The organism is Streptacidiphilus jeojiense (assembly GCF_000719095.1).
Classification (GTDB): Bacteria; Actinomycetota; Actinomycetes; order Streptomycetales; family Streptomycetaceae; genus Streptacidiphilus; species Streptacidiphilus jeojiensis.
Genome location: NZ_JOEH01000016.1, coordinates 79863 through 91601, shown reverse-complemented (window position 1 = coordinate 91601; position 11739 = coordinate 79863). Strand labels below are relative to the sequence as shown.

11 protein-coding genes are annotated in these 11739 nt (G+C 72.5%); 5 read left to right on the top strand and 6 right to left on the bottom strand.

The annotated features are described in order from the left end of the window. Positions 1-2: 2 nt before the first annotated feature. Complete coding sequence (locus tag IF29_RS0121370; RefSeq protein ID WP_051725690.1) at positions 3-1040, top strand: ABC transporter permease; 1038 nt, start codon at positions 3-5, stop codon at positions 1038-1040. A gap of 145 nt (positions 1041-1185) precedes the next feature. Here IF29_RS0121370 and IF29_RS0121365 read toward each other — a convergent pair whose 3' ends face one another. Both IF29_RS0121365 and IF29_RS0121360 read right to left on the bottom strand, forming a co-directional pair. Next, the gene (locus IF29_RS0121365; RefSeq protein ID WP_030257361.1) at positions 1186-1419 is read right to left on the bottom strand and encodes a hypothetical protein; all 234 of its coding nucleotides are present in this window, start codon (positions 1417-1419) and stop codon (positions 1186-1188) included. A gap of 13 nt (positions 1420-1432) precedes the next feature. Beyond that, positions 1433-2605, bottom strand: a complete 1173-nt coding sequence (locus IF29_RS0121360; RefSeq protein WP_030257358.1) for an inorganic phosphate transporter — start codon at positions 2603-2605, stop codon at positions 1433-1435. 345 nt (positions 2606-2950) lie between these two features. Here IF29_RS0121360 and IF29_RS0121355 point away from each other — a divergent pair, with 345 nt between their 5' ends. Continuing rightward, entirely contained in the window at positions 2951-4549 is a 1599-nt protein-coding gene (locus IF29_RS0121355) for a C40 family peptidase (protein WP_157623858.1), read from the top strand. A gap of 47 nt (positions 4550-4596) precedes the next feature. On the opposite strand, the gene IF29_RS0121345 is transcribed toward IF29_RS0121355, so the two are convergent. From IF29_RS0121345 to IF29_RS45135, 3 genes are all read right to left on the bottom strand, one after another. Next, positions 4597-6909 carry an FdhF/YdeP family oxidoreductase gene (locus IF29_RS0121345; protein WP_030257353.1) on the bottom strand — a complete coding sequence of 771 codons (2313 nt, stop codon included), beginning with the start codon at positions 6907-6909 and terminating at the stop codon, positions 4597-4599. 86 nt (positions 6910-6995) lie between these two features. Further along, the gene (locus IF29_RS0121340) at positions 6996-7715 is read right to left on the bottom strand and encodes an HAD family hydrolase (protein ID WP_030257350.1); all 720 of its coding nucleotides are present in this window, start codon (positions 7713-7715) and stop codon (positions 6996-6998) included. A 52-nt stretch (positions 7716-7767) separates the two neighbouring features. Then, complete coding sequence (locus tag IF29_RS45135) at positions 7768-8154, bottom strand: PASTA domain-containing protein (RefSeq protein WP_051725601.1); 387 nt, start codon at positions 8152-8154, stop codon at positions 7768-7770. 241 nt (positions 8155-8395) lie between these two features. Here IF29_RS45135 and IF29_RS0121330 point away from each other — a divergent pair, with 241 nt between their 5' ends. The 3 genes from IF29_RS0121330 to IF29_RS0121320 all read left to right on the top strand — a co-directional run bounded on the left by IF29_RS0121330 (position 8396) and on the right by IF29_RS0121320 (position 10792). Beyond that, positions 8396-9190 (top strand): DUF1684 domain-containing protein, encoded by a 795-nt coding sequence (locus IF29_RS0121330; protein ID WP_030257345.1) that lies wholly within the window; start codon positions 8396-8398, stop codon positions 9188-9190. Between the two features lie 29 nt (positions 9191-9219). Beyond that, entirely contained in the window at positions 9220-9801 is a 582-nt protein-coding gene (locus tag IF29_RS0121325) for a GNAT family N-acetyltransferase (RefSeq protein WP_030257342.1), read from the top strand. Between the two features lie 127 nt (positions 9802-9928). Beyond that, the gene (locus tag IF29_RS0121320; protein WP_030257339.1) at positions 9929-10792 is read left to right on the top strand and encodes a fumarylacetoacetate hydrolase family protein; all 864 of its coding nucleotides are present in this window, start codon (positions 9929-9931) and stop codon (positions 10790-10792) included. Positions 10793-10924: 132 nt separating this feature from the next. On the opposite strand, the gene IF29_RS0121315 is transcribed toward IF29_RS0121320, so the two are convergent. Continuing rightward, a complete protein-coding gene (locus tag IF29_RS0121315) occupies positions 10925-11686 on the bottom strand; it encodes a TetR/AcrR family transcriptional regulator (protein ID WP_051725600.1) in 762 nt (253 codons plus the stop codon). Between the last annotated feature and the right edge of the window lie 53 nt (positions 11687-11739).

The window sequence follows — 11739 nt, the reverse complement described above, 5'->3', positions numbered from 1 at the left end:
GCATGAGCGGGACAGGGGCGCGCCGCGGTTTCGGCGCGGAACTGCGGGACGCGGTCACCGCCCGGGCGTTTCTGCTGGTCGTCGGGGTGCTGGGGCTGCAGCTCGGCTTCATCGTCTCCTATGTGGGGGCGCTGCATCACCCCTATCCGCACCGGGCGTCGATGGCGGTGGTCGCCCCGGCCCAGGTCGGCGACAAGCTGGTGGCACAGCTGAACGCGCTCCCCAAGGACGTCCTCGACGCCAGGGCGGTCGCGGACGAGGCGACGGCCCGCCGGCAGATCCTGGACCAGAAGGTCTACTCGGCGCTGCTGTTCAACGCGACCGGCACCGAGGACAAGCTGCTGGTGGCCAATGCCTCCGGCCCGGCCCTGGCCACCGCGATCGAGACGACCATGACCGGGGTGGAGCAGCAGCAGGGCCGGACCTTCACCACCGAGGACCTGGTGCCGCTGGCGGCGGGGGACGCCGAGGGGCTGTCCTCGTTCTACCTGGCGGTGGGCCTGTGCGTGGGCGGTTACCTGGTCGCCTCGATCCTCGGGATCAGCGCGGGCTCGCGCCCCGCGAACCGGGAGCGGGCGGTGATCCGGCTCGCGGTGCTGGCGCTGTACTCGATCGCGGCCGGGATCGGCGGTGCGGTGGTGGTCGGACCGGTCCTCAACGCGCTGCCGGGGAGCATCGTGGCGCTGTGGGGGGTCGGCGCGCTGGTGGTCTTCGCGGTCGGCGCCGTCACCATGGCCTTCGAATGCCTCTTCGACGTGGTCGGCATCGGGGTGGCGGTGCTGCTCTTCGTGGTCCTGGGCAACCCCAGCGCGGGCGGGGTCTTCCCTCCGCCGCTGATGCCGCCGTTCTGGCGGGCCATCGGCCCCTGGCTCCCCAACGGCGCGGGGACCAGCCTGGCCCGCTCGATCGCCTACTTCGACGGGACCGCGATCACCAAGCCGCTGCTGGTGCTGGTGGTGTGGGCGGTGGTGGGGTTGGTGGTCTCCCTGGTCGTCACCGGGATCCGCCCGGGGAAGGGGCGGGAGATGGTGGGGGAGTAGGGCTGGTGCGGGCCGTGCATGGTTGATCGCGCAGTTCCCCGCGCCCCTATGCAGCTGCAACTGACCCTCAGCGGTTCAGTTGCAGTCCCCCAGGGGCGCGGGGAACTGCGCGACAAGCCACGCACAGCCCGCAGCCGAAGAACCCTCAGGCCCCCGCGATCAGGTAGAGCCCGTAGCCGACAGCAGCCGCGCACGCGGCGAACGCGACCACGGCCACCACCAGCGCCCCGCCGCCCCGCACCGCTGACCCGCCGTCCGCGAGGACGGCCTCGCGGCGCGACAGCGCCGAGATGCCCAGGCAGAACGCAGTGACCACGCCGAGGGTGATCAGGAGACTGACGCCGAAGGTGTTGCCGAGTGCGGCCCAGTGAATCGACATGGTGTGCAACCTCCTAGGCCGCGATGGGGCCGCTGGCGGCCGGTACGGGGGTGAGTGGGGCGGCGGGTCCCTCGCCGACCGCGGGGACGTCCACCACATTGCCGGCGTCGATCCGCTGCCGCCGGGAGAGGACGTAGATCCAGGCGCTGGCGCCCACGCCGATCATCGCCAGCAGCACCTCGCCGACGGCGCCGCGGTCGACCAGCAGTGCGCCGCCGCCGCCCAGCAGCGCCGCCGCGGGAAGGGTGAGGCCCCAGGCGTACGCCATCCGCCGCGCGGTGGACCAGTTGACCCGGCCGGTGGGGCCGGCCTTGCCCGCGCCCATGATGCCGCCGGAGCAGACCTGGGTGGTGGACAGGCCGAAGCCCATGTGCGACGAGGTGAGGATGACGGTGGCCGACGCGGTCTGCGCGGCGAAGCCCTGCGGGGCCTCGATCTCGGCGATGCCCTTGCCCAGGGTCCTGATGATCCTCCAGCCGCCCAGGTAGGTGCCGAGCGCGATGGCCAGGCCGGAGCTGACGATGACCCAGGTGGGAGGGTTGGAGCCGGGGGCGACGGCACCGGCGGTGACCAGGGTCAGGGTGATCACGCCCATGGTCTTCTGGGCGTCGTTGGTGCCGTGGGCCAGTGAGACCAGCGAGGCCGAGGCGATCTGGCCGAACTTGAAGCCCATGTTGTTGACGTTCTTGCTGCCCTTGGCCGTGGTCCGGTAGGCGATCTTCGTCGCCCCCCAGGCGGCGACGCCGGCCACGATCGGCGAGGCGGCGGCGGGGATCAGGATCTTGGTGACCACGACGTCGAAGTGCACGCCGTGCATCCCGACCGCGACCAGGGTGGCGCCGATCAGCCCGCCGTACAGGGCGTGCGAGGAGCTGGACGGGATCCCCCGGAGCCAGGTGACCAGGTTCCAGATGATGGCCCCGATCAGTGCCGCGAAGACGACCGCGGGCTGGATGCCCGCCTTCTCGTCGACGAGTCCGCCGGAGATCGTCTTGGCGACGGCCACCGACAGGAACGCGCCGGCCAGGTTGAGCACACCGGAGATCGCGACCGCGACCTTCGGCCTCAGCGCGCCGGTGGCGATGGAGGTGGCCATCGCGTTGGCGGTGTCGTGGAAGCCATTGGTGAAGTCGAAGGCGAGGGCCGTGATGATCACGACGGTCACCAGGAACGAGATGTGTTCCATTACCAAACAATCGTCTCAGCGGAATCGTCGTGGCCGACCGTAGGGACATCGGGTGAACGGAAAGTGAACTGACGGCCGATCTGAAGTTGCTGTGACAGCTGAAGCGGGGCGAATCGGGACGCATCACCATGCGGCGTCTGGGAAGTGGAAGGGTGGATTCGTTCAGCGGGCCTTCCGGAGAGAGCTGTGTCACATTCACGTGCGGCTGGTTCGCTGGCTACGGCTCGCGGCCCGGGGACCGGCGGCGGCTGAGATCCGGGTGAGAAAGCGTGACGGCCTCTGCCACATGTCGGTGCGGCGTGGAAGGATCTCCGAGGCAGTGCACGGGGAGCGAGGGGATTGTCGGTGCGGGGCACAGGTGGCGGCAGCAGGGGCAGGGTCGGCGGCGGGGCACGGAGCAGGATCCAGGGCACGGCGGGGGGTGCGGGCGCGCTGAGCGCCGGCACCAGGCCGTGGCTCAGAGGCGTGCTGCGCTGCGGGCTGCTGCTGGTCGCCGCGTCGCTGGTGGTCGTGCCGACGGCCGGTGCCTCCTTCGCCGCCGGCTCGACGGCCACCGCGACCGCCACCGCGACCAACGGCTCGGTGGACGCGCTCACCCAGGCCGAGAAGACGCTGCAGCCGATCCTGGACCAGCTGCACGCCACCTACCAGCAGGCCGAGGCGGCGACGCAGACCTACGACCAGCTCACCGAGCAGCTCACCCAGGCGCAGGCCGACGACGCCGAGCTCCAGGTCCTGGTCGACAACGCGCAGACCTCCGTGGACAACGGCACCACCATCGCCGGACAGCTGGCCACGGCCCAGTACCGCAACAGCGAACTCTCCCAGCTGGGCCAGCTGCTCACGGCCCAGGACCCGGAGCAGGCACTGCACACCGGCGAGCTGCTGGCGATGGCCGGCAAGTCCCAGGCCGCCTTCATCGCCCAGCTCAAGGCCGACCAGGCCGGACTGGTGCAGGCGAAGGCCGCTGCGGTCGAGGCCAAGGCGCACGCCGCGCAGCTGGTCGCCGCCCAGGGCGTGCAGCGGGACACCATCAACAAGAAGCTGGACCAGATCCGCAAGCAGGTCGCCTCGCTCACCGGCGTCCAGCAGCAGGAGCTGTCCCAGCTGGAGCAGAAGGACGCCGACGCCGCGCAGACCGCGCTGCTGGCCTCGGGCGTGCTGGGCAAGGACAACCTGAAGCCCTCCGCCGCGGGGGCGGCGGCCGTCGCCTACGCCTTCCAGCAGATCGGCGCCGAGTACGTCTGGGGCGGCAGCGGCCCGTACGCGGCCGGGTTCGACTGCTCCGGGCTCACCTCGCAGGCCTGGCTGCACGCCGGCGTGGCCATTCCGCGCACCAGCGAGATGCAGTGGGCGCAGCTGACCCATGTGCCGCTGGACGCGCTGCGCCCCGGCGACCTGATCGTCTACTTCAGCGGCGCCAGCCATGTCGCCATCTACATCGGCGGCGGACTGGTGATCCAGGCGCCGCACACCGGCGCCGTGGTGCATGTGACGCCGATGGCGCAGAACCCGATCCTCGGCGCGGTCCGGCCCGACCCGGACAGCCCCTCGCTCGGCTCCTACAAGGCGCCGACCATCCCGAAGGGCGCGACCGGGGCGCAGCCGATAGGCCCGGGACCGGTCACCGGCACGCAGAGCGGCGGTTCGTCGTCCTCCGGCGGTTCGTCGGGGAGCTCCGGCACGCCCACGACCGCGCCCAGCAGCACGGCGTCCGCGAGCAGTTCGGCCAAGCCGTCGGGTTCGGCCCCGGCCTCCGGGAGTGCGGCGCCGAGTGCGTCCGCGACGGCCTCGGCCAGTGCTTCGGCCAGTGCCTCCACGTCGGCCGGCGCCAGCGCCGGCGCCTCCGACAGCCCGTCGCCCTCGGTCACCCCGTCGGCGGACGCGTCGTCGGCCGCGGCGGGCACCGCCTCGGAATCGCCGTCCGGAGCCGCCGCCAGCTGAGGCTCACGGCTGTGGGCGCGGGCCGAGAGGTCCGCGCCCGGCCCGGCTCAGCCGCGGACGGCCTCCGGGCCCGAGTCCTCCGCGAAGCGGATGACCACGGACTTGGAGGTCGGGGTGTTGCTGGTGTCGGCGGTGCTGTCCAGCGGCACCAGCACATTGGTCTCGGGATAGTAGGCGGCCGCGCAGCCGCGCACGGTCGGGTAGAGCACCACCCGGAAGTGCGGTGCGCGGCGCTCCACGCCGTCCGCCCACTCGCTCACCAGGTCGACCAGGGCGCCCTCGGCGAGGCCGTGCTCGGCGGCGTCCTCGGGGTGCAGCAGCACCACCCTGCGGCCGTCCTTGATGCCGCGGTAGCGGTCGTCCAGGCCGTAGATCGTGGTGTTGTACTGGTCGTGCGAGCGCAGCGTCTGCAGCAGCAGCCGGCCCTCGGGGACCTCGGGCGCGGTCAGCGCGTTGACGGTGAAGTTGGCCTTGCCGGTCGCGGTGGGGAAGGCCCGCCGGTCCCGGGGGGCGTGCGGCAGGGCGAAGCCGCCGGGGTGCTCGATCTTCTCGTTGAAGTCCTCGAAGCCGGGGATCACCCGGGCGATCCGCTCCCGGACGGTTCCGTAGTCGGCGGCGAACTCCTCCCAGGGGACCGGGTTCTGCGGGCCCAGGGTGAGCCGGGCCAGCCGGCAGATGATCGCGGTCTCGGAGAGCAGGTCGGCGGCGGGCGGCTTCAGCGCGCCGCGCGAGGCGTGCACCATCCCCATCGAGTCCTCGACGGTGACCTGCTGCGGCCCGGTCTCGCGAACGTCCCGGTCGGTGCGGCCCAGGGTCGGCAGGATCAGCGCCCTGGCCCCGGTGACCACGTGCGAGCGGTTGAGTTTGGTGGAGACGTGGACGGTGAGCCGGCAGCTGCGCATCGCGTCCTCGGTCACCTCGGTGTCCGGGGTGGCCGAGACGAAGTTGCCGCCCATCGCGAAGAAGACCCTGACCTTGCCGTCGCGCATCCCGCGGATGGTGTCGACCACGTCCAGGCCGTGTTCGCGGGGCGGCTCGAAGCCGAACTCCTTGCCCAGCGAGTCCAGGAAGGCCGTGCTCGGGCGTTCGAAGATGCCCATGGTCCGGTCGCCCTGGACGTTGCTGTGCCCGCGCACCGGGCAGACCCCGGCCCCGGGGCGGCCGATGTTGCCGCGCAGCAGCAGGTAGTTGACGACCTCGCGGATGGTCGGCACCGAGTGCTTGTGCTGGGTCAGGCCCATCGCCCAGCAGACGATGACCTTCTCCGACGCCAGGGTCAGCTCGGCCAGCTCGCGGATCTGCCGCTCGGGCAGCCCGGTGGCGGCCAGCACCTGGTCCCAGTCGGTGCTGCGGGCGTCCTCGGCCCATGCTTCGAAGCCGTGGCAGTGCTCCTCGATGAAGGCGTGGTCCAGGACGGTGCCCGGGGCCTTCTCCTCGGCCTCCAGCAACAGCAGGTTGAGCGCGCGGAACAGGGCCAGGTCGCCGCCGAGCCGGATCTGCAGGAACAGGTCGGTGAGCTTGGTGCCGTTGCCGACCAGGCCGCGGGCGTTCTGCGGGTTCTTGAAGCGCTCCAGGCCGGCCTCGGGCAGCGGGTTGACGCTGACCACCTTGGCGCCGGCGCGCTTGGCGCGCTCCAGCGCGGAGAGCATCCGCGGGTGGTTGGTGCCCGGGTTCTGCCCGGCCACGATGATCAGGTCGGCCTGGTAGAGGTCCTTGAGGTGGACGCTGCCCTTGCCGATGCCGATGGTCTCGGTGAGCGCCGAACCCGAGGACTCGTGGCACATGTTGGAGCAGTCCGGCAGGTTGTTGGTGCCGAACTGACGGGCCAGCAGCTGGAAGGTGAACGCGGCCTCGTTGCTGGTGCGGCCGGAGGTGTAGAAGGCGGCGCCGTCGGGGCTGTCGAGGGCCTTCAGCTCGTCGGCGACCAGCGCGAGGGCGTCCTCCCAGCCGATCGGGGTGTAGTGCGTCGCGCCCTCGTCCAGCAGCATCGGCGTGGTCAGCCGGCCCTGCTGGCCGAGCCAGTAGCCGGAGCGCCCGGCGAGGTCGGCGACCGGGTGCTCGGCGAAGAACTCCGGGCCGACCGTGCGCAGCGTCGCCTCCTCGGCGACCGCCTTGGCGCCGTTCTCGCAGAACTCGGCGGTGTGGGTGTGGTCCGGCTCGGGCCAGGCGCAGCCGGGGCAGTCGAAGCCGTCCGGCTGGTTCAGCTTCAGCAGGGTGCGGACCGCGCGGGTGGCGCCCATCTGGGCGTTGGCGATCTTCGTGGTGTGGAACAGGGCGGGGAGACCGGCCGCCGCGTGCTTGGGGGCCGAGACCTCGGGGCTGTCCTGCGCCGGGTCCTGAGCGGGAGCCTTGCCGGCCATGTCGTCCTACCTCGGGTCGCGGGCCGCCGCTGCCGCCCTCGCTGCCACCACTGCTACTCAATCCACTACTTAATCGCTCCAGTCTTTCACTGCCCGCCGGTGTTCGGAACGGTGAGGTCCAGCACAGGCAGCAGGTCGGCCGGGCGCTCCGCCGCGGGGAGCGGCGGGACCTCCAGGAACTGGCAGCCCAGTGCGGTGGCACCCCCGTCGGCGGGCGGGCTGTCGCCGACCATCAGGGTCCGCACCGGCTCCGTTCCCAGCAGCTCGCAGGCGGCCCCGAAGATCCGCGGGTCCGGCTTCTGGACGCCCAGCTCGTAGGAGAGCACGAAGGCGTCGACGAGCTGGTCCAGGCCGTGGGCGACGAAGACCGGGCGCAGGTCCCAGCCGATGTTGCTGACCACGGCGACCGGGACGCTCCGGCGGCGCAGCTCCTTGAGCACCGCCTCGGCGTCGGGGTAGGGCTGCCAGGTCTCCGGGTCCATGTGGCGCGAGTAGAGGGCGTCGGCGAGCGCGTCGGCCCGGTCGGCACCGACCGTCGGCAGCAGGGCGGCCCGGGTCTGCCCGGTGTAGGCGGCGTGGTGCTGCTCCGCACTGGTGTCGCGCTCGTCCCAGCCCGCTGGTGCCTGGACCGGTTGCGGGCCGCCGGGCAGGGCGCCGGCCTCGGTGAGGCGCCGCACGCAGGCCTCGCGTTCGGCCGCGGGCAGGCCGTCCAGGCCCAGGCTGTCGAACCAGTCCTCGACGGACTCGATCCGGAAGAGCGTGCCGGAGAAGTCGAACATCACCGCGGTGGCCAGGTCGTCGATCATGTCCGCGATGGTGCCGTGCGCCGGGGCCGGGGATCAAGTGGCCCTCTCCCCGCTAGTCGCCGGCCGGCTCCTCCACCGGCTCGACGGCGACCTCGACGGTGACATGGCCCATCGGCGGGTCCGGCAGCGGCTCGGGGTCGTGCACCGAGACCGCCAGCGGTGGCGGGTTGGGGTTGCGCGGCTCGCGCACCCCGGCGTCGCCGGGGCCGCCGCCACCGCGGAGCGTCCAGATCACCACGCTCGACCAGCGGGCCGCCAGCGATCCCGCGGCCGGCGACTGCCCGGAGACCACGCCGTGCACCGACGGCAGGGCGTCGGGATCCGGGCCCACCGCGATCAGCTGGGCACGGCGTGCGAAGTCGCGGGCCTGCTGGGCGGACAGGCCGATCAGGTTGGGGACGGTCACCAGGTAGGGCTGCGGGCCGGGACTGGACGCCATGCGTCCCAGGGTAGGACCGCCGTCGGCGGGAGTCAGTCGGATCGTCAGAGAGAGCGCCGGCGCAGGCAGTCCGGACGGTTGTCGACGGGTCGGCAGGTGTGCGGCGCGGAGCGTGGTGGGTACGACTCGGGGTAGCCCGTCCCGGCCGTCGATGGGGGATGGCGGGAATGCAGGACGACCGCCGGGCATTCGTACGTTCGTCCCTACTCGTTCGTCTCGATCTGTACCCGGAGGTACACCTGTGAGCAGCAGCCTGGACGCATGGAAGCGCTGGCGCGACGACCGCGTGGTGACGGCGCGCGCCCCGCACGGCCCGCTCGCCCTCACCGGAACGTACTGGCTGGCCGATCTGCGCGAGGGCGTGCCCGGGGTGCCGGGACGCTGGGAGCTCCAGGGCAGCTGCGTGATCCTCACGGCCACCCGCCACGACGGCCTGGAGGTCGACAACACCCCGCTGGACGGCTCGGTCCGGCTCTGTCCGGACAGCGCGCCCAAGCCGTCGCTGGTCACCCACGGCGGTCGACTGCTGCTGCTGATCCTGCGCGAGGGCGAGTACGCGGTCCGGGTCTACGACCCGGCCTCCGAGACCCGGACCTCCTTCGCCGGCATCGACGCCCACCCCTTCGCGCCGGAGTGGTCGCTGCCGGCCCGCTTCACCCCGTACCCGGAGCCCCGTACGGTCGCCGTCGGCAACGCGGACGGCCGCGAGCGCGGCCTCGCCCTGGCCGGCACGGTCGCCTTCACCGCGCCCGGCGCGGCGGAGCGGACGTTCACCCTGCAGGTCGGCCAGGAGGCGGACGGCGAGCTGAGCGCGGTCTTCGCCGACGCGGGCAGCGGCCGGGACGGAGCCTTCCGCTTCCGCTTCGTCTCCCTGGCCGCCCCCTCCGGCGCCGACGGCGCGACCGTGCTCGACCTCAACCGGGCCTATCTGCCGCCCTGCGCCTTCGCCGACCACTTCATCTGCCCCTTCCCGCCGCCCGGCAACACGCTGCCCTTCGCGGTCCCGGCGGGGGAGAAGCGGGTGCTGAAGCACTGAGCGGCGCCCGGGGTGGGCAGGATGCGGGGATGGACGACGATCAGCACGAAGCCCGCCCCCGCCCCGACTTCCTCACCAAGCCGGTCCTCAGCGGCGACCTGGTCCTGCTGCGGGCCGTGACCGAGCTGGACCTGCCCGCGCTGCGGCCGATGCTGGCGGACCCGGAGATCGCCCGGCTGACCGGCAGCCAGAGCGGCGCGCCGGAGGAGGAGCGGCTCCAGGCCTGGTACCGGACCAGGATCGGGCAGGACGACCGGCTGGACCTGGCCGTGGTGGAGCGGTCGACCGGGCAGTGCGTGGGCGAGGCGGTGCTGAACCAGTGGGACGGCCCCAACGAGAGCTGCAACTTCCGCATCGCCCTCGCCCCCGGCGCCCACGGCCGCGGCCTGGGCACCGAGGCCACCCGGCTGATCTGCGGATACGGCTTCGAGAAGCTGGGGCTGCACCGGATCTCGCTGGAGGTCTACGCCTTCAACCCGCGCGCCCGGCGGGCCTACGAGAAGGCCGGCTTCCGGGCCGAGGGCGTGCTGCGGGACGCGCTGCGCTGGGACGGCGCGTGGGTGGACGCGGTGGTGATGTCGGCGCTGGCGGGGGAGTGGGGGAGCAGCTGACACGGGTGGCCCGCGCGTCCGGATGGTGGCCGGTGGCTGGACGGGGCGTTCCGGATGTTGATATAGATCGGACCTCCTGGCGACGGTGGGCGACCGGACCGTCCTGATCGCAAAGGTGGTGGTGCAGGTGCGATTCCTGCGTGTAGGACCCTCGGGCGCGGAACGACCCGCACTCCTGGGCAGCGACGGCACGACGGCGTACGACCTGTCCGGCATCACGCCGGACATCGACGGGCGCTTCCTCGGACGGCTGCTGGACGGCGGCGCCGCGGAACTGGCGGCGCTGGCCGAGCAGGGCGGACTGCCGGTGCTGGAGACGGCCGGGCAGCGGATCGGCGCGCCTGTGGCCCGTCCGCCCAAGGTGGTCTGCGTCGGCCTGAACTACCGCGACCACGCGGCCGAGACCGGCGCGGAGCTGCCGGCCGAGCCGGTGCTCTTCATGAAGGCGAGCAGCACCGTCGTCGGCCCCGACGACGAGGTGCTGGTGCCGCGCCGCAGCGAGAAAACCGACTACGAGGTCGAACTGGCGATCGTGATCGGCCGCACCGCCCGCTACCTGGACGCGCCCGAGGACGCCGACGCGGTGATCGCGGGCTATGCGCTCAGCAACGACGTCTCCGAGCGCGAGTTCCAGATCGAGCGCGGCGGCACCTGGGACAAGGGCAAGTCCTGCGAGACCTTCAACCCGCTCGGCCCCTGGCTGGTGACCCCGGACGAGATCGCCGACGTGCAGCGGCTGGGGCTGCGCACCACCGTGAACGGGGAGTTGCGGCAGCAGGGCAGCACCGCGGACATGATCTTTTCGGTGCGTCATGTGGTCTGGTACATCAGCCAGTTCATGGTGCTGGAGCCCGGCGACGTGATCAACACCGGCACCCCGGCGGGGGTGGCCATGGGCCGCCCCGACAAGCCGTACCTGCGGCCGGGCGACGTCATGGAACTCTCCATCGACGGCCTCGGCACGATGCGGCAGACGCTCGGCAAGGCCTGAGGCAGGACCTCGGGCTGCAGACCGTAGCAGGCTGGGCGCGCAGTTCCCCGCGCCCCTGACGTTTGCAACTGGCTCAGTTGCACACGCCTAGGGGCGCGGGGAACTGCGCGACAAACCAGGCAGATGCCGCAGCTAGGGGCCGTCAGAACCCCCCGCAGCGAGTCGCGCCACAAGATCCGACCCTGCGTTACCCCCCACCCCCCGCAACACCTCCGCACACTGCGCATCATGCAGCGCCGACACCGCGAACATCGCCATGAACTCGTCCACCAGCCAGTCCCGCAGTTCCGTGGCCGAGCCCAGTCCGGCCGCCCCCGGGTCCTCACGGCTGCTGCCGTCCAGCCAGGTCAGCGCGGTCGTCTCGACCACCGAGATCCAGCAGCGCAGCAGCAGCGCCAGCCGGGGTCCGGGCTGCTCGACCGGCAACTGCTCGACGATGCTGCGGTAGGCGGCCCGGCGCACCTCGTCCACGATCGCGGTGGTGCGCTCGGTCTCGGTGGCCGATCCGCCGCGCAGCAGCGCGCCGTACCCCGCGGCGTGGTCGCCGACGAAGCCGAAGTACTGGTCCAGCACGTGCCCGAGCCGCTCGGTCGGACCGCCGTGGGTGTGCGAGGCGAAGCGGGCCGAGAGCTCGTCGGCGGCGGTGCGCAGTGCCGCCTCGTACAACTGCTGCTTCCCGCCGGGGAAGTAGCGGTAGACCAGCGGCCGGGAGGCCTGCGCCGCGGCGGCCACGTCGTCGAGCGAGACCTCCTCCGGGGCGTGCCGGCTGAACAGCTCCAGCGCCACCGCGATCAGCTGCTCGCGCCGCTGCTCCACCGGCAGCCGCCGGTAGGGGGCCCGCTTCGCCCGGGGCGGTCGGGGCTGCGCCGGTTCCACGGCTGCGGGGGCGTCCATGGCCCCACCCTATGCGTCCCGCCCGATGCGCCGGTGCGGGCGGACCGGGGGCA

What these genes read in the sequence shown, in the direction of transcription:
- IF29_RS0121370 (WP_051725690.1), top strand. Translation starts at nt 3, where the DNA reads ATGAGCGGGACAGGGGCGCGCCGCGGTTTCGGCGCGGAACTGCGGGAC.
- IF29_RS0121365 (WP_030257361.1), bottom strand. Translation starts at nt 1,419, where the DNA reads ATGTCGATTCACTGGGCCGCACTCGGCAACACCTTCGGCGTCAGTCTC.
- IF29_RS0121360 (WP_030257358.1), bottom strand. Translation starts at nt 2,605, where the DNA reads ATGGAACACATCTCGTTCCTGGTGACCGTCGTGATCATCACGGCCCTC.
- IF29_RS0121345 (WP_030257353.1), bottom strand. Translation starts at nt 6,909, where the DNA reads ATGGCCGGCAAGGCTCCCGCTCAGGACCCGGCGCAGGACAGCCCCGAG.
- IF29_RS0121340 (WP_030257350.1), bottom strand. Translation starts at nt 7,715, where the DNA reads ATGATCGACGACCTGGCCACCGCGGTGATGTTCGACTTCTCCGGCACG.
- IF29_RS45135 (WP_051725601.1), bottom strand. Translation starts at nt 8,154, where the DNA reads ATGGCGTCCAGTCCCGGCCCGCAGCCCTACCTGGTGACCGTCCCCAAC.
- IF29_RS0121325 (WP_030257342.1), top strand. Translation starts at nt 9,220, where the DNA reads ATGGACGACGATCAGCACGAAGCCCGCCCCCGCCCCGACTTCCTCACC.
- IF29_RS0121315 (WP_051725600.1), bottom strand. Translation starts at nt 11,686, where the DNA reads ATGGACGCCCCCGCAGCCGTGGAACCGGCGCAGCCCCGACCGCCCCGG.